The organism is Candidatus Limimorpha sp. (genome assembly GCF_056203535.1).
In genome coordinates this window covers 1-16,907 of record NZ_JBADWU010000109.1, presented here as the reverse complement: position 1 = coordinate 16,907, position 16,907 = coordinate 1, and the positions used below count along the sequence as shown (strand labels likewise).

The window sequence follows — 16,907 nt, the reverse complement described above, 5'->3', positions numbered from 1 at the left end:
AATCAGTAGCTATGGAAAACATAGGAAATTTTCTTCAAAGTTACTGATTTCCAAGATATTATGCAAGTGTTTTAACTAAAAAAAACACCGGATTTTTCCGTTTTTTTGCTCTTCTTGAAATTTTTGTCATGTACTAAGAAGCTGGAGTGTGGATCACAGAAGCATCAGAAGATTGAAGATCGGAATTAAAAAGCCTCATCCCTATTGCAACTAATGCAGCAACCCCTCCAACTATTTCTAATGTTAATCCTGTATTAGATAGACTTATTCCTTTTTGATACAATTGATAGCTTTCTGCATCAACAAGACTTTTGACTTCATAATCAGATAATTTACGGCCATTGAGATATAGGCTCTGTACAGAATGTGTCATATAACTATTCAGATATTGGACTTGTGGCGTTGCATTGTTTTGTTGATTACTTGTACTATTAGAGAAATCTTCCACTTCACCATTTTCGTAGGTTATTCTTGAAACTTCAGTGCGGCAAATCGAATAGATAGGACCGTCTTGGTTGTTCCATTTCTTGTACTTGATTTCGGTGCTTGTGATTTCAATGACTTTACTCATCACTGTGGTTTGGTCGTTTTTCACGATTACGTCTTGTGCCATTGCCATTCCAGCCAAAAACAGCAGGAAAAGGGTTGCTGATAATCTTTTAATAAATGCTTTCATTGTCTTATTATTTTAAGTTGTTTTTATAGTTTAAAAATGAATACCTAATTGAAGGCTTAATGCGGAGACTTTTAACTTTATGGAAGATAACCCATCACCATAATCGTCACCATCGTATTTGTTGCTATATTCTGTTAGGTTTAGAGAGACTTGATAAGGTGTAAATCCTAAATAATACAAACCAATGCTTAAATGGTCGAAAAGGAAGAATCCTGCACCGATTTCATAGGTGAAGTTCGCTTTGGGTTTGTAGGTTATATTAGCTCCGTCAGGGGAATAATATTCAACGTAGCCATAATTATTTTCATACTGTGTGAATAAATATGTTCCACCTTTTAGGTTAGTTAATTGAGATTTGAAGATTCCAGAGACGTTAAGCCCAATGTTGGCCTCGACAAATAGGCCAAATGACTTTGAAAAATAGTGCGTGTAATCGACACCACACATAATTGCGAAATTAAAGTAACTTGGATATTTTTCAATCCAATAAGCGTATCCAATAACGCCTGTGCTTTCATTTAGTTCTGAAGCAACGGCGTTCAAAAACGCAAGGGAATTCTTTTTAGAAATATCGCTTAAGCTATTGTACAACACACGGTCTTTGAAAACGATTCCAATTATGTCTTTGTTGTGTGAATAGACTGGAATGTGAAATTCAATGGCTCCTGTGAATCCTGTTTTGGCACCACCATTTGCTGTTATGGATGGGTCGCCTCCAATCATAAATGGCGCACAAATTGTGTTATTTGCCCCAAATGATCCCATTGGAAAGGCAGTACCAACACTGATAGAAAACTGTGGAACCATTTGACCTTGGCTGTTGATATGCATGCCTCGTGAATATGGCGAATTTGTATTTTTAGGCTTTGTTTCAGGTTTGACGCTTTGCGTTTTGGGCTGTTGGTAAATCGCTGTTGGTTGAGAAGCGGGCGAAGGCGTAGGAACGGCATTGTCAGTAAAACGTTCAACCTCTCCATTTTGATAGTTGATGCTCGTCACTTCTGAACGGCTAACCGAATAAGTCGGGCCGTCTTGATTTGACCATTTCTTGTATTTTATCTCACTGCTGTTGATTTCAAGCACCTTGCTCAAAATAGTGGTGTTGTCTTTTTTTAGGATAACGTCTTGTGATTGGACTAATCCTGTAAGACTAAACAGGAGAATGGCAGTCAAAATGATTCTTTGTGTTTTCATCTTTTTAACCCTGATAAGTAACCGGGTGCAACCTTTATTTCCCTTTTCAGCACCACAAAGGGAAATTCCAAACAAAAGAAGCGTGGCACTGATATACCACATCTTCTAATGGAGGTTGTGAGAAGGACCCTGATATGCAGATGTAGCATACAGTCCACGCTAAAACAGCGCGAACCGTAACGCTTCTCTTGCATATCATAGAAGTTTCTCACATTTCCATTAGCAAGACGAGCATAACGCTTCGTGTTTCTTAATGTTGGCGGTACAAAACCGCCCTAAGAACTACGGCAAAAACACAAATATTTCAGTTTAACTAGCAAAAAAAACACATTTCTTGAAAATTTTATCCTTCATCAAAACCAAAACATTTTGCGAAAACTGCAAAATCGTATTTTTGCAACCATGCAGAACAAACTATACACATTTTTCACCAACCCGAGAGTCATCGGCTCAGCCATCCTCTTGAGCACCTTGGCCATCTTCATGAGTGGCTACAACTTCGAGACGAGCATTTTCATCTTCATCGATTCCTTCTTCACCCTGTTTTTCCTCGCTGAAGCCATCGTCAAAATCAACGAGCACGGCTTCAAGGATTACTGGAAAGATAATTGGAACAAGTTCGACTTCATCATCACCCTCATTGCGTTGCCCTCGCTGCTCAGCTTTCTGGAGTCGGTCAACATCCAGTCGAACCTCATCCTTTCATTGCGTGCCATCCGTGTTTTCAAGGCACTGCGTATGATACGTTCTGTCCGTATCCTGCGCATCGTCCCCAACTTGGACCAGATGGTGAGAAGCATCAAGATGGCGTTGAAGGCCTGTTTTGTGGTCATCATCGGTTTCTTCGTCCTCATGCTCATCACCGCCATCATCTCATCGGCCATGTTCGGCAACATCGCGCCCGAATACTTTTCCACACCTGGCCAGTCGGTCTATACCACCTTCCGCCTCTTCACCATCGAAGGCTGGTATGAGATACCCAACCTCGTAGCCGAGAGAAGCACGGCAGGCATGGCTGTCCTCGTCAAAATCTATTTCTGCGTGCTCCTGTTTGCTGGCGGCATCATCGGCATGTCGCTCATCAACTCGCTCTTCGTCGATGCCATGGCCGAAGACAACAACGACGAAGTGATGAAAAAACTCGAAGAGATGGAGAAGATGATGAAAGAAATGCAACAAAAAATCGATGAAAAAGAGGAAATAAAATAAGAAGCAAAAAACTTCCTATTTCCCTAAATATTCAGTACCTTTGCGGTCCAAATCAAAGCATACAAAACAACTACATAAATGAGCAAAAAAGAAGTTAAATTCAGCCTGGTCTATCGCGACATGTGGCAGTCGTCAGGCAAATATGTGCCACGCAAAGACCAATTGGAGAAGGTCGCACCCTTAATCATTGAGATGGGCTGTTTCGACCGTGTTGAAACCAACGGTGGTGCCGCTGAGCAAGTCAACTTGCTTTACGGCGAGAACCCGAATCCATCGGTACGCGCTTTCACGGCGGCATTGCATAAAGGCGGTATCGAGTGCCACATGCTCGACCGTGCCCTCAACGCATTGAGGATGAACCCAGTTCCGGCCGATGTCCGCGAACTGATGTACAAAGTGAAGAAAGCCCAAGGCGTTGACATCACCCGTATCTTCTGCGGCTTGAACGATGTGCGCAACATCATCCCTTCCATCCAGTGGGCCAACAAATACGGCATGATTTCGCAAGCCGCCATGAGCATCACTTACTCGCAGGTACACACTGCCGAGTATTACATCGACATGGCTGAGAAGCTCATCGCTGCTGGTGCCAAGGAAATCGCGCTGAAAGACATGGCTGGCGTTGGCCGTCCTGTCTCTTTGGGCAAGATTGTCGGTGCCATCAAGACAAAGCATCCTGAAGTGAAGGTGCAGTATCACGGTCACACGGGTCCAGGCCTTTCGATGGCTTCTGTCCTTGAAGTGTGCAAGGCTGGCTGCGATTATATCGATGTGGCTATGGAACCGCTGTCGTGGGGCACGGTTCATCCGGATGTCATTTCCGTTCAGGCCATGCTGAAAGATGCAGGTTTCCTCGTCAAGGACATCAACATGAAGGCCTACATGGAAACCCGTTCCATGACCCAGAGCTTCATCGACGACTTCCTCGGCTACTGGATTGACCCGCGCAACCGTTACCTCAACTCGCTGCTCGTAGGTTGCGGTCTGCCAGGTGGCATGATGGGCTCTTTGATGGCCGACCTCAAAGGCGTTCACGCTGCCATCAACATGAATAACAAGAAAAACGGCAAGCCTGAATTGAGCGAAGACGAACTTCTCGTGGAACTCTTCAACGAAGTGCAGAACATTTGGCCTAAACTGGGCAACCCGCCATTGGTGACGCCGTTCAGCCAATACACAAAGAATATTGCCTTGATGAACCTCTATGCCTTGAGCATGGGCCAACCTCGCTACGAGACTTCCATCGACCCGGCCGCTTGGAACATGATCCTCGGCAAAGCTGGTAATTTGCCAGGCAAACTTGACAAGGAAATCGTTGATTTGGCCAAGAAGAAAGGTTTTGAGTTCTTCACGGGCAATCCGCAAGACAATTATCCTGACGAACTCCCACGTTTCATCAAGGAAATGAAGGAAAACGGCTGGGACCGTGGTCAGGACGACGAAGAGCTGTTTGAATTTGCCATGCACGAAAAGCAATACCGCGAATACAAGTCGGGCGAAGCCAAGCGCCGTTTCAATCAGGAACTGGAAGCCAAGATGAAGGAAAAGATGGAGAAGGCTGGCGGTGATGTGAAGATTCCGGATTTGCGCGCCTTGCGTCATCCGAATGCCGAGCCGGTCATTGCTCCGGTCAGCGGCACCATGCTTTGGGACGTCGACTTTGAATACAAGGCTTGCGCACCGGCTCCGGGCAAGGTTTATAAGGAAGGTGACTTCCTCTGCGCCATCGACAGCGAACATGGTCTGGAACCAGTTTATGCTTTGTGGCCTGGCAAGATAGTGGAAGCCACTGCCGAACAAGGCAAACGCGTGCAGAAAGGCGATACCATTGCTTTCATTGAGAAATGAATAGGGTAGAGTGAGAATTTCGGTTTCAAGGCAAATCGCTTTCGCTGTGGCACAGATATTGATTAAAACATATCGGTTGTAAATATAGAAAACATTTTTTAATTAACCTAATTATTAATTTAAACAAATTACAAAATGAAAAAGTTATTTTTAACTCTCGTCATCGCCTTCGCAGGCATTTTCTCAGCCAACGCACAAGTTTGGATGGGTGGTTCCGTCAATTTCAACAGATTGAAAGTGAATGAAGATGCAGATGCAGCTTTCACCTACGGCATTGCTCCTGAAATCGGTTACACAATCGCTCCAAAGTGGGATATCGCTCTCGCATTGGGCTATCAGGGTGCTTGTGCAAAGAATGCAATTGATTTTGCTGCTATCACAGGTCTTGATCTATTTGCAGATAAAGGTGGCAATGATTACAAATTCAATGCTATCACTGTGAATCCTTACGTTCGTTACACTGCCTTTGAACTCGGTAAAGTCGGTTTCTTTATTGATGGTGGTTTCTCTTGGAATCATGGAATTGTGAAAACTCCAATGGTAGACAATGCAAAATCCAATGAATATTGGTTCGGCTTCAAGCCTGGTATCAAATTTGCTGCAAGCGACAAGATCACCTTTGCTGCTCACATCGGTTCATTCGGCTATGACAAGATTGAAGATGGTGCTTCAAACTTCGGTCTGAATGTCGACAACTCAGCCTTCACATTCGGCGTGTGGTGGACACTCTAATGTAAGAATCTGATGCTTATTAAAAGCCTGCCTTCTGGCGGGCTTTTTTTTTGTGCCTTTTTGCGAACAAGTTGAAAGGTGTTTTGTTATGTCACCAAGAGGATGCCGAAAATCTTACAGAGTAGGCAAAACGACTAACAACCAAAATAATATGAAAAAATTACTTTTAGTGATGGCTCTTGCATTCGTGGGAACGTTTGCGGCCAACGCCCAATGTTGGATGGGTGGAAACATGAGCTTTTGGCAAGGTGATTCCGAAACCAAGTTTAGCATTGCGCCTGAAATCGGATACAGTTTTTACGACAATCCGATAAGTCTGGCTGCGGCTTTCGGCTACAATTATTACAGCTATGAGGATGATTTGGGCGACGACCACACAACAGATGCATTTGTGGTGAGTCCATACATCCGTTGCAATCTGGCATACGTCGATCAGTTTAGCTTTTTCCTTGATGGTGGCGCAGAAATGGCTTTCCTTTCAGATGGCACGGCATGGCGAGCTGGTCTCAAGCCTGGTGTAGCGTTCTCGCCTACGGGACATTGGACGGCTGTCGCCCACATGGGCTTCCTTGGCTACGACGATGGCAAGTATTTCGGCGACAAAGGCTTCGGAATGACGTTTGATGCCTCGGTGGTGAGTTTGGGACTGTATTACAATTTCTAAGCGCCTAAATTCATTTTGTCATCGAAAACAAAAGACTGCGTCAGGTTCCTGACGCAGTCTTGTCAGTTTTGAACAAACTGCTTTGCTGGTTAGTACATCATGCCGAACAGCCAAATTGGGAGTTTGTTTCCGTTTGCATATTCTGTGTCGGCGGCGGCAATGTAGGCGTTCTCGATGTTGGCAATTTGTTTGCCATCTTTGCTTTTGCCGCCAATTTCGAAGGTGTATTTTCCATCAATGCGGAAGTCGCCTTTTGACGCGTATTCCACTGTGTGGCTGTTTCTTAACTGGTTGCAGAAATAGGTCTCCCGCGCGGTGCCAATGTTTACGGTTTCGGACGAGATGGCGTAAAGTAAGTTCGCGTTTTCCATGAGGATTTTGTCGGGTTTCTGCATTTTCTTTACGGATGTTTCATCGGAATAGAGCAAAGAGATGAGTTTCGCCCTGTCCAGATATTGAAGGTAGGAAAGAATGGTTGTCCTTGAAAGCCCCGACAAGGTGCCAAATCGCGAAATGTCGACCATCATCGGGAATCCTGATGCCATGACTTGAAGCAGCGCTTTGATTTTCCGGATGTTTCCGACATCAACGCTGCAAAGTTGCGGAAGCTCGATGTCGAGGATCATATTCGTTATGTTTTCAATTCTTGTGTAGTAGTCTTGCGTTTTTTCGAGATAGAAAGGGTAATAGCCATAACGCAGGTATTCGTCGAAATACTGAAGCGGACGTGTTTTTTCGTTTACTTTGTTGCAGATGTCGTCGGCATTTTCGAGAATTTCGTTGAGACTGTAAGACGGCAAATCTATTTTTTTGTAAAGCGAAAGAAATTCACGATACGATAAGCCTTGCATATCGTAGGCAATGCAACGCCGCGACAAGTCGGCTTCGGTATTCAGAATATTGATGAGCGACGAGCCGGTAAATACAATCTTCAGGTCGGGATATTCGTCGTAAATGTTTTTGATCTCAACGCTCCACGATGGGTATTTGTGAACTTCATCAAGAAAAAGGTGTTCGCCGCCGTTTTGGTAAAACTTTTCCACACATTCCGACAGGGTGTGCTGACTGAAATAAAGGCTGTCCAAACTCACGTAAAGGCATCTTTTTGTGTCGCTTCCATAGTTCAGCTTGATGTATTGCAGCAGTAATGTCGTTTTTCCTACGCCTCTGGCTCCTCTGATGGCAATGAGCTTCGTGTCCCAGTCGATTTTGTCGATATAGCTTCGCACAAGGTTGGTCTTTACTTGTGAAATGAGGCGTTTATGCCTGTTAATCAGCGTTTCCATATTCAAAATGTTTATGGTTGCAAAGATACTAATTTGTTCAATACGCAAAACAAATTCATTATAAAAATGTTTTGCTCATTGAACAAATATATGGTTTTTGATGATGCGTTTCTTGGGACGTTTGTTTTTTTGAGATTTACGAATTTTATTTGAATTTGTTCAATGCGTTGAAAAATTATGATGAAATATGTTTGATAAGATGAACAAAATAGATATAAAAGAGACGTAACCGTCATTTCGTTTGCCCTGCCTGTTTTTCCGGTTCGCGGCGTGTGTCCCAGAAGTCCGCCACTTCGAGATAGTCGTCCATAATACGGTAAACCATTTTGCTTAAATGATTTACGACGATACTATAGTATGTCGTTGGCCTATCGGCTAATAGTGGCTCTATTGAGCCAAGAAAAGGGTTTGTTTCAAGTAAACATTTCGTTTGGCTTACTTCAAGCAAGAATTTGTCTTTGCTTTGTCTGCCGAACTCCTTGTTAATATATCTGGCGGTTTTGCGGATTTGGTTCTTCGCAAAATCGGTCATCATCACTTTCATATTGTCGTGGGCGTTTCAAGTTCCTCTTCGAGTTCACGCATCACATCGTCGAAATCATACACCTTGCCTTCGACTGAGTCGCGCTCGGATTGGGCAATCCTTGTGTTGATTTCTTCCATAGTGTAGGGCTTCGCCGATTCCTCCTTATGATTGGCTTGCTTGATAAGGTGTTCACCTACCCAGCGCATATTGCTTGGTGTCAGCGCATCGTAAAGGTATTCAAGCAGATTGTTCAAAGTTGTTTCGCTCATAGCTTATCTTGTTTTTTTTGTTTTTCGGGGCAAAGGTACGGTTTTTCTCCGAAAGGCAATAAAAGAATCCGTCAGTTTTGCTGGCGGATTCTTTTCAAAAACAATTAAATCGTTATTAATCCTGTGCAAGGAAAGGATAACCGTAGTTTCTTGCAGGGCAGAATGTCGTCTTGATGGCGCGTGGGTTGGTCCAGCGGATGAGGTTCCAGAGGCCGCCGGCCTTGTCGTTGGTGCCTGATGCGCGAGCGCCGCCGAATGGCTGCATGCCGACCACAGCTCCCGTAGGTTTGTCGTTGAAATAGAAGTTGCCGGCAGCATACTTGAGCTTTTCGTTGGCAATCTTCTGAGCCTTGAGGCAGTTGCCGAAGAAAGCGCCTGTGAGGGCGTATGGAGAAGTCTGGTCGCAGACATCGAGCATTTCTTCGAACTTGTTGTCTTCGTAGACGTAGATGGTGATGATAGGTCCGAAGATTTCCTGTTCCATGGATTCGTAGTGAGGATTCTTGGCGAGGATGACGGTTGGTTCAACGAAGTAACCGATGGTCTTGTCGCAGTTGCCGCCAAACACGATTTCAGCGTCAGCCGAAGCCTTGGCGCGGTCGATGTAGCCCTTGCAGTTGTCGAAGGATGCTTCATCGATGACAGCGTTGACATAGTTCGTGAAGTCTTTCACATCACCCATCTTGATGGTGCTCATCATGTCGCCGATACGGTTCTTGACCTCGTTCCACATCGAAGCTGGAACGTAAGCGCGTGAAGCGGCTGAGCACTTCTGGCCTTGGAATTCGAAGGCACCGCGGACGATAGCGACGGCAACTTCCTGTGGGTCGGCTGAGTTGTGGACGAAGATGAAGTCCTTGCCGCCAGTTTCACCGACGAGACGAGGATAAGCCTTGTACATGTCGAGGTTCTGACCAGCCATCTTCCAGAGGCTCTTGAAGGTAGCGGTTGATCCGGTGAAGTGGATGGCACCAAAGTCTTTGTGCTGCAAGGCGACATTGCCAATCAGGCTGCCCTTGCCAGGCAGGAAGTTGACGACGCCTGCTGGCAGACCGGCTTCCATGAAGATTTGCATGTCGGTATAGTTCGATAGCAAAGCGGTTGTCGAAGGCTTCCAGATAGTGGTGTTACCCATCAAGGCTGGAGTCATGTTCAGGTTGGAAGCGATGGAGGTGAAGTTGAATGGTGTGACGGCCATCACGAAACCTTCCAGAGGACGGTATTCGGTGCGGTTCAGCTGGTCGTTGGCCGATGCAGGCTGTTCAGCGTAAAGCTTGCTTGCATAGTAGTTGTTATAGCGGAAGAAGTCGATGGTTTCGCAAGCTGAGTCGATTTCGGCTTGGAAGCAGTTCTTGCTCTGGCCGAGCATGGTGGCTGCGTTGATGCGGGCGCGGTATTTGGTAGCCAGCATTTCGCCGATGCGTGCCATGATGCAGGCGCGTTCGTCCCAAGGCGTGTTTTCCCATTCCTTCTTGGCTGCCATGGCTGCGTCGATGGCCATCTTCACTTCCTTCTCGCCAACTTTGTGGTAGCGGGCAATGACATGATGGTGGTCGTGAGGCATAACCACTTCGCCCATATCACCGGTGCGGACTTCCTTGCCGCCGATGATAATCGGTATTTCAACAACTTCATTTGATTGTCTTTCAAGTTCTTTCTGAAGTTCAATGCGTTCCGGGCTGCCTGGTTTGTATGATTTCACAGGTTCGTTTTCCGGCTTTGCAAATGTAATGAGTGCGTTGTTCATTATAATGCGTTTTTAATTGTTAGTATAGTAATTACGATTTTGAAAGGGCAAATATAGTTTTTTTTAATATTGAAACGCAAATTTTTGTGAATGTGGCGATAAATTTTTCTGCTGCCTTTGTTGAAAATCAGTGTAATCAACGTATTCGGCGGTCTAAAAAAATCATGTTCCGCCAAGGCGGTAAAGAGTAAATGTGGAGTAAATTTAACGAGTAAATTACGAGTAAATTTTTTCGTACGCCAGCAATCCGTATCAATTCATGCGCTGTTCCCTGAGCTTGTCGAAGGACGCATTTGAAATTCATCTGTAAAAATCTGTTAAATCAGTAGTTTGTTGAAAATCAGTGTAATCTACGGTTTAAAAACTCTGCGGAAGTCAGCGAAATCAGCGGGGGGAAAAAGTTCCTTAGCTAAATGTTTGTTCACTTTTACAGACTGATAATACGAATAATTCGGATTATGAGTTCGCAAAATCTACAACAATCGCTTGATTCCCACCAACTGGTGCGTGTGCATATTGCGCTCCTTATTAAATATACCGGTCTGGTCCAAATAATCGATGCGGACTTCGCCCGATGCATGAATGATTTGCTCGTTGCCAATGATGATGCCCACGTGGGTGATGGCGCCGTTTTCGTTACCGAAGAAGGCGAGGTCGCCGGGCTGTGTTTCCTGAAGGAAATAAACCAGTTCGCCGCAATTGATTTGCTGCGAGGCGTCGCGTGGCAGGAGCAGACCCGCACTGCGGGCGCAAAGCTGCACGAAGCCAGAGCAGTCGATGCCCATCACCGTGCGGCCGCCCCAAAGGTAGGGTGCGCCAAGAAGTTTGCGGGCGTTGTCAATCATGGTTTGTGGCAGGAAAGCCTGCGGCATTTCGGCGGCACATTCAGCGGGTTCAAACAAAGGCGTCCCGAAGGAAACGATTTTGTCTTTGTAATGTGCAACAGGTTGATTTACAATGAAAAGTTTGCTGTTTCTCAACTGTAAGAACTCGTTTCCATTGATGGCGTGATGCTGTTTGGCGGGAATCCAGCCTTCGTATTGGTCGAGTTCGGTGCGGATGAGAACCCATTCTGGTTTTTCATCTAATTTTGTGTATAACTCGTTGTAAAGCAACTGACTGACCATCTCGCTCGTGTGGCCGTTTTCCTTGCGGATGGCGATGGCCGATTGTGTGCAGATTCCGTATTCCATTTTCTTCAATTTTGCCGCTAAATTAGCGTTTTTTTAACGTAAAATGTGATTCTTACGGCTTTTATTTTTAATTTCGCTTTCCGAAATAAGTCGTTTGACTTTGTTTAAATCAGTGATTATGAACAAATTGTTTGAAAAAATACGTGCCTCGATAGTCGATTTTGCACATTCCTATTATGATGTCATCAAAGCGTTGGCTTTTGTTGGTGCCATTGCTTTGGTGTTTTGGCAGATGCCGCGTGCCGCAACTTTCAAGTATGAATTTGCGAAGTCGAAGCCTTGGCAGCATGAGACTTTGTATGCGCCTTTCGATTTCCCGATTTATAAGGATGATGAGACGCTAAATGCTGAATATGACAGAATTAGCAAGTCAGTAAAACCGATTTTCCGCTTCGATGACGCCAAAATGGATGGCGCACGCGAAAGCTTGCTTTATGATTTTGAAAAGCAGTGGCATGAAGGTGCGCATGACAAGGCGAAAACTCAGGAATTGTTGTTGAGCGTTTACGACACCATTGAAAATTCCGGCGTGGTGGCTTACGATAAGGCCTTGGATGATTTGGATCCTGAAGCGCCGGTCACTTTGGTTAGGAATAAGGTGGCGCGAACCGTGCAACTGAACTCAATGTTTACCATGAATACCGCTACCGAAATGGTGCAAAACTGGGTGGCAAGTGCCGATGATGATGTTGATAAGCAGTTGCTTGTATCTTTGTTGCTCAATAATATAGGACAAAATGTGTTTTATGATGCCGCGCTCTCCAAGCAGGAACTTGATGTGGCCAAGCAATCGGTTTCGCTCACCTACGGTATGGTGCAGAAAGATGAAGTCATTGTGACGGAAGGTCAGGTGGTGGACGAACGCATTTATTCCATTCTGACTTCCTTGCAGCGCGAATATGCAGGCCGCGAAATGTCGTTAGGCGAAACGTTGCGTATGCAGTTGAGCCAGTTGGCTTTGGTGATTTTGGTTTTTGTGGTCTTTGCGGTTTATCTGCATCTGCTTCATAAGAAAGAGATTTACAGCGAGTTGCGTAAAGTGAACATGATTCTTGTCATGATGCTGATGATGGTGATTCCTTCATATTGGATTATGACGATTCACCCGGCTTATATCTTGGTCATGTCGGTCAGCATCCTGACGATTATGATGGTTACGTTTTTCAGTTCGCGCGTGGCCTTTGCAACGCAAATTTTCACCATCTTGCTGATTTCCATAGCGGTGCCGAATCCGTTCCAGTATATCTTCATGCAGATTATGGTTTGCTCGGTGGTGATTTACACCCTTTCGACGCAGCGCACGGCGCGTGTCACCTATTTCAAGACATCGTTTTTCGTGTTTTTGGTGTATGTGTTTGTCTACGTGGCGTTTAGTTTCCTGACGGATTCCGACATCGACGTTTCAACCATAGGTTTGCTTGGCTTGAATGCCTTGTTCACCTTGCTTTCCTTGCCGTTAATCAGTCTTTTTGAAAGGATTTTCGGTTTCACCACCGTGTTGACTTTGTTGGAGTTAAGCAATACGAACAGTCCGCTTTTGCGCAAGTTGGCATCCACGGCGCCGGGCACTTTCCAACATTCTTTCCAGGTGGCGAACCTTTGCGAAGAGGTGCTTTTTGAAATCGGTGGCGATGCGCTTTTGGCGCGTACAGGTGCCTTGTATCACGACATTGGCAAGATGAAGAATCCGATGTACTTTACTGAAAACCAACGGAATGGTTTTAGCTTACACAACGATATTTCGAATGTTGAAAGTGCGCAAATCATCATTTCCCATGTATTGGACGGCATCGAAATGGCGCACGAGGCGAAACTGCCGGAACAAATCATCGATTTCATCCGCACGCACCACGGCACGCGCCGCACGGATTATTTCTACATCATGGAACAAAAGGAACAAGGCGAGGGCGTGTATGTCGACCCGACACCTTTCACCTACCATGGTCCAGAGCCATTCTCGCGTGAAACGGCCGTGCTGATGATGGCCGATTCTATCGAGGCTGCATCGCGAAGCCTGAAAGAACCTACGGAAAAGAGCATCGGCGATTTGGTGGACAACATCATCACCAAACAGACCGAAGCGGGTCAGTTCAACAATACCGACTTGACTTTGCGCGACTTCGAAACTATCAAGAAAGTACTGAAAAAGAAACTGATGAGCATCTATCATGTCAGGATTGCTTATCCGGACAAGTGATTTTTTCTTCCGTTGATGCTGTAGATTTTTGGTAATTCTGGATTCGTCATATTTGACAGAAAACTTTATATGTGCAAGCACATAAATTCAACAAGTTGTCTGCCTGATTGAATTTATACTTTTGGAGAAACAACAGCGAATTTCCCTTGCCAAGTGCCTCGTTCTTCCATGCGTTTTTCGATGCGGGCGAGAACTTCATCATAACGCAATTTCATCCAAGGTTCGGAAATCAGATAGCGAGGTGGCACTTCTCCGGCAAAACGCTCAATGACAATGTCGGGATTCAGACGCTCGGCGAAGCCGATGACAAAATCAATATATTCTTCTAAATCAAACAGATGAAAGTTTTCCTTGTGTTGTAAATATTCATCGGCCATCGCCGTGTTTTTGAATATTTGAAGCTGATGGAATTTCACGGTGGTAAAAGGCAATTGTGAAATGATGTCGGCGGCGGCGAGCATCATGGGTTTGGTTTCGCCGGGCAGACCAAAAATGAAATGTCCGCCGCAAGGCAAACCGAATGATGCGGTAAGTTCAATGGCGTTTCGCGCCGTGGCGAAATCGTGGCCTCGGTTGACACGTTTCAGGGTCGCATCGTAAACGCTTTCGATGCCGTATTCCACAATCACATAATGCGTTTTTTGGATTTCTGCAAGATATTGCAATATGTTTTCATCAATCAAATCGGGGCGCGTGCCGATGACGATGCCTGCAATTTCGGGGATTTCAAGTGCCTGATTGTAAATCTTTTTCAGTTCTTCAAGCGGCTTGTAGGTGTTGGAAAAAGGCTGAAAATAAGCCAGATACTGGTTGGCGCGGCGATAACGCCGTTTGTGAAACTCAATGCCTTCTTCAATCTGTTGGCGAATGGATTTTTCAGGTCGGCAATAGGATGGATTGAAAGCATCGTTGCTACAGAAAGTGCAGCCGCCTGTGCTGATTTTGCCATCGCGGTTCGGGCAGCTGAAACCTGCATCGATGCTGATTTTCTGCACGCGGCTACCGAATTGCTTGGTGAAATAAGCATTGTAGCTGTTGAAACGGCGTGGAAAGAAAGGATTGCTTGGCATTGAATCAATCAAAAAGCGAATGTGAGCAAGGATTCTATGAATTTTGCTCCTTCTTCGATTCTTTTTCTTTCTTCTTTGGATGCTTTTTCTCCTTTTTCCATTTCGACAAAGAATGCATAAGCATCTTCTCCTTCAATTATTGGTGTCGCTTCTATTGGTTTTGCCATATAGTGTTTAGTTTAGGGTGCAAAAATACATATTTTTTGTAAATAAGGAATTATTGCGTTGGTTCTGAAAAATTAGGATTATTGATGAAATTCTCGTCCGTCAAAGTGTTGAGGAAGGCTTTCAGTTGCGTTTTTTCTTCATCGGTGAGGCGCACGCCTTGCTGCATCACATGGTGCATCAGTGGGCTGATTTGCTCGGAATAGCAGACTCCTTCGGAATAAAAATCGATGACTTCGTCTAAATTCTTAAATCGCCCATCATGCATGTAAGGTCCTGTAAGACTGATGTTCCTTAATGTCGGTGCCTTGTATGCTCCTTTGTCGGAAGGGTTTTTAGTGATTGAAAAGCGGTCTTGCGGGTCGGTGAAAATACTGTCCAAACCGTTGTTGTAGAAGAGATTGGTCGTGAAAAGCGCGTTGCCGCCTCCGCCGTGGCAGTGGAAACAGTCGGCACCTTCTTCCGTGACGAACAACAGGTAGCCATTCAGTTCTTCTTGTGTGAGCTGTTCTTCGCCGCGCAGGTAACGGTCGAATTTGCTGTCGGCGGAAACGAGGCTTCTGACAAATTGCGCGATGGCTTTCCCGATGTTGACAAAGGTGATTCTGCTGCTGCCAAATGCCTTGAAAAACAGGTCGGGATATTCCTCGGTCGATTGCAGCAGCTGCACGATTTGTGTCGTGTCGCCGTCGATTTCGTTTTCCGCAGTTACCGCAGCCAAAACCATGTCTTCGAGACTTTCCACGCCGCCGTTCCAGCCTAAGCCCGTCGTGTTCCATGCCAAGTTGACCAAAGGCAGCATCACATGATGTGTGCCCAAATCGCCGTGTCCGCTTTCAAAGCCGTTTTCCTGATGGTGACAGGAAGCGCAATCCGTGATGCCTGATCCATCTTGCCGTCCGCATAACTGGCTGTCGTAGAACAGTTTTCTGCCCAAGGCGACACCTTCTTCCGTCATGGGATTGTCGGGCGGAATATTGGTGAGGGTAGGGAAGTAGTTTGGCGTTTCGATGGCGTAGGGTGTTGGAGTATATGGTTTTTCATCGGTCGGTTTGCAGGAGCAAATGATCGTGATGAGTAAAATAAGGTATGCTATGGTTGGTTTTATTGTCATTTTGTCGGTTTTTCGATGCGCTAAATTAGGAAGATATAAGGTTAGTGCGGCTGAAGTTCTTTCCCAATGATGTGTCGGATTCTTTGCAAGGTTGGTGATAAGTTTTGCTTTCTATCGGCTGCAAAGATAATTATTTTCAGAGAAAGGCACCACTTTAGCAATTCTTTGTTTACCATTGCTGTGAATCATGAGCCAACGACATTTCAGGCATTGACAAATTTATGGAATTCTTATATTAACCGTAATTCTAATCAAAAGCATTATGATTTACGGATATATTCGCGTTTCAAGCGACAAACAGACAGTTGAAAACCAAAGGTTTGAAATCAACAATTTCTGCAACAGAAACAATCTGAAAATTGACGGCTGGATTGAGGAAACCATTTCTGGCACAAAGAACTACGACAAAAGAGCTTTGGGGCAATTGCTGAAAAAGGTGCAGAAAGACGACACCATCATCTGTTCGGAACTCTCGCGCCTTGGCAGAAGCCTTTTTATGATAATGGAAATTCTCAGCCTCTGCATGAAAAAGGAATGCAAGGTTTGGACTATCAAAGACAACTACCGCCTCGGCGACGACATTCAGAGCAAAGTGCTGGCATTTGCTTTTGGACTGAGTGCCGAAATAGAGCGCAACCTGATTAGCCAAAGGACGAAAGAAGCTTTGGCAAGGAAAAAGGCGGAAGGAGTTGTTTTAGGACGACCCAAAGGAAGGAAAAGTTCACCAGACAAATATAAACTTTCAGGAAAAGAGATCCTGATTGAAGAATTACAAAAACAGAGTGTCTCACAACGGAAAATTGCAAAAATATGCAAGGTTGACAGGAACACTTTAAGCCGATTCCTGAAAAGGCAAAAAGATGGTGAAAAATAACAGAGCGTTTTTGTGCTGCAAAAGGGCATGGAATGTGGTTTTGTTGGAGATGCAAGTTGGGTTATATTATCACCGATAGAACAGAGTATTAAGAAAAAAATTGAATCCATTGGCACTCCATTAAAGGATTGGAATATCCAAAT

General features: G+C 45.0%; 16 protein-coding genes. 6 read left to right on the top strand and 10 right to left on the bottom strand.

The genetic code is table 11. The annotated features are described in order from the left end of the window. Positions 1-133: 133 nt before the first annotated feature. The gene (locus AC06MN_RS13945) at positions 134-676 is read right to left on the bottom strand and encodes a hypothetical protein (RefSeq protein ID WP_475672982.1); all 543 of its coding nucleotides are present in this window, start codon (positions 674-676) and stop codon (positions 134-136) included. Positions 677-706: 30 nt separating this feature from the next. After that, a complete protein-coding gene (locus AC06MN_RS13940) occupies positions 707-1,972 on the bottom strand; it encodes a hypothetical protein (RefSeq protein ID WP_475672981.1) in 1,266 nt (421 codons plus the stop codon). Positions 1,973-2,272: 300 nt separating this feature from the next. On the opposite strand from AC06MN_RS13940, the gene AC06MN_RS13935 reads away from it, so the two are divergent. From AC06MN_RS13935 to AC06MN_RS13920, 4 genes are all read left to right on the top strand, one after another. Beyond that, entirely contained in the window at positions 2,273-3,079 is an 807-nt protein-coding gene (locus AC06MN_RS13935; protein ID WP_475672980.1) for an ion transporter, read from the top strand. A 78-nt stretch (positions 3,080-3,157) separates the two neighbouring features. After that, entirely contained in the window at positions 3,158-4,927 is a 1,770-nt protein-coding gene (locus tag AC06MN_RS13930) for an oxaloacetate decarboxylase (RefSeq protein ID WP_475672979.1), read from the top strand. Between the two features lie 135 nt (positions 4,928-5,062). Next, positions 5,063-5,659, top strand: a complete 597-nt coding sequence (locus AC06MN_RS13925) for a hypothetical protein (RefSeq protein ID WP_475672978.1) — start codon at positions 5,063-5,065, stop codon at positions 5,657-5,659. Positions 5,660-5,810: 151 nt separating this feature from the next. Then, positions 5,811-6,323 (top strand): hypothetical protein, encoded by a 513-nt coding sequence (locus AC06MN_RS13920; protein ID WP_475672977.1) that lies wholly within the window; start codon positions 5,811-5,813, stop codon positions 6,321-6,323. Between the two features lie 89 nt (positions 6,324-6,412). Here the strand turns inward: AC06MN_RS13920 and AC06MN_RS13915 are convergent, their stop codons facing one another. The 5 genes from AC06MN_RS13915 to AC06MN_RS13895 form a co-directional block, all read right to left on the bottom strand. Beyond that, positions 6,413-7,609: an ATP-binding protein gene (locus AC06MN_RS13915; protein ID WP_475672976.1), complete on the bottom strand. Its 1,197-nt coding sequence runs from the start codon at positions 7,607-7,609 to the stop codon at positions 6,413-6,415. Positions 7,610-7,841: 232 nt separating this feature from the next. Beyond that, entirely contained in the window at positions 7,842-8,153 is a 312-nt protein-coding gene (locus AC06MN_RS13910; protein ID WP_475672975.1) for a type II toxin-antitoxin system RelE/ParE family toxin, read from the bottom strand. After that, positions 8,150-8,404: a hypothetical protein gene (locus AC06MN_RS13905; protein WP_475672974.1), complete on the bottom strand. Its 255-nt coding sequence runs from the start codon at positions 8,402-8,404 to the stop codon at positions 8,150-8,152. Before AC06MN_RS13905 ends, AC06MN_RS13910 begins: the two co-directional genes overlap by 4 nt. Before the next feature lie 115 nt (positions 8,405-8,519). Continuing rightward, a complete protein-coding gene (gene pruA, locus AC06MN_RS13900) occupies positions 8,520-10,151 on the bottom strand; it encodes an L-glutamate gamma-semialdehyde dehydrogenase (RefSeq protein ID WP_475672973.1) in 1,632 nt (543 codons plus the stop codon). Between the two features lie 473 nt (positions 10,152-10,624). Further along, complete coding sequence (locus AC06MN_RS13895) at positions 10,625-11,344, bottom strand: C40 family peptidase (RefSeq protein ID WP_475672972.1); 720 nt, start codon at positions 11,342-11,344, stop codon at positions 10,625-10,627. A gap of 118 nt (positions 11,345-11,462) precedes the next feature. On the opposite strand from AC06MN_RS13895, the gene AC06MN_RS13890 reads away from it, so the two are divergent. Next, a complete protein-coding gene (locus AC06MN_RS13890; protein ID WP_475672971.1) occupies positions 11,463-13,541 on the top strand; it encodes an HD family phosphohydrolase in 2,079 nt (692 codons plus the stop codon). A 113-nt stretch (positions 13,542-13,654) separates the two neighbouring features. Here the strand turns inward: AC06MN_RS13890 and mnmL are convergent, their stop codons facing one another. The 3 genes from mnmL to AC06MN_RS13875 are packed head-to-tail and all read right to left on the bottom strand — an operon-like array spanning position 13,655 to position 15,890. Further along, positions 13,655-14,623: a tRNA modification radical SAM protein MnmL/YtqA gene (gene mnmL / locus AC06MN_RS13885; protein ID WP_475672970.1), complete on the bottom strand. Its 969-nt coding sequence runs from the start codon at positions 14,621-14,623 to the stop codon at positions 13,655-13,657. After that, positions 14,620-14,778 (bottom strand): hypothetical protein, encoded by a 159-nt coding sequence (locus AC06MN_RS13880; protein WP_475672969.1) that lies wholly within the window; start codon positions 14,776-14,778, stop codon positions 14,620-14,622. Before AC06MN_RS13880 ends, mnmL begins: the two co-directional genes overlap by 4 nt. Before the next feature lie 50 nt (positions 14,779-14,828). Next, on the bottom strand, positions 14,829-15,890 hold the full coding sequence (locus AC06MN_RS13875) for a cytochrome-c peroxidase (RefSeq protein ID WP_475672968.1): 1,062 nt from the start codon (positions 15,888-15,890) through the stop codon (positions 14,829-14,831). A gap of 262 nt (positions 15,891-16,152) precedes the next feature. On the opposite strand from AC06MN_RS13875, the gene AC06MN_RS13870 reads away from it, so the two are divergent. Beyond that, positions 16,153-16,764, top strand: coding sequence for a master DNA invertase Mpi family serine-type recombinase (locus tag AC06MN_RS13870; RefSeq protein WP_475672967.1), 612 nt, complete (start codon positions 16,153-16,155; stop codon positions 16,762-16,764). Positions 16,765-16,907 lie beyond the last annotated feature (143 nt).